General features: G+C 57.6%; 1 pseudogene. It reads right to left on the bottom strand.

Going from position 1 to position 243, the window contains the following annotated elements:
• Window positions 1-127, bottom strand: a pseudogene (locus AB3X98_RS42235) (glucosyltransferase); the annotation flags it as partial.
• Window positions 128-243: the final 116 nt, after the last annotated feature.

Raw genomic sequence — 243 nt, 5'->3', positions numbered from 1 at the left:
GCTCGATCGCATTGAGCGCTTCGTCACGCGCGTCGTGAACACCGAACAGATACTGGACTTCTCCAGGATAGTCCTGCTCGAAAAAGCTGGCGAGGTGCTCCTCGAGGTGCCATTCGTCGCCGTGCAGGTATAGATAATGCCGACCACGGCGCAAAGACCGCTTAGGACCGCGAGCGATTCGAAGAGCAGGTGCGAAAAGCCAGGCAATTCGGCACGCATGACTTCGATTGCAGCAGAAGCGAC

Source organism: Paraburkholderia sp. BR14312 (genome assembly GCF_040948675.1).
In the GTDB taxonomy this organism is placed as follows: domain Bacteria; phylum Pseudomonadota; class Gammaproteobacteria; order Burkholderiales; family Burkholderiaceae; genus Paraburkholderia; species Paraburkholderia nodosa_A.
The sequence above is the reverse complement of the archived record's forward strand: the minus strand, read 5'-3'. Positions and strand labels throughout refer to the sequence as shown.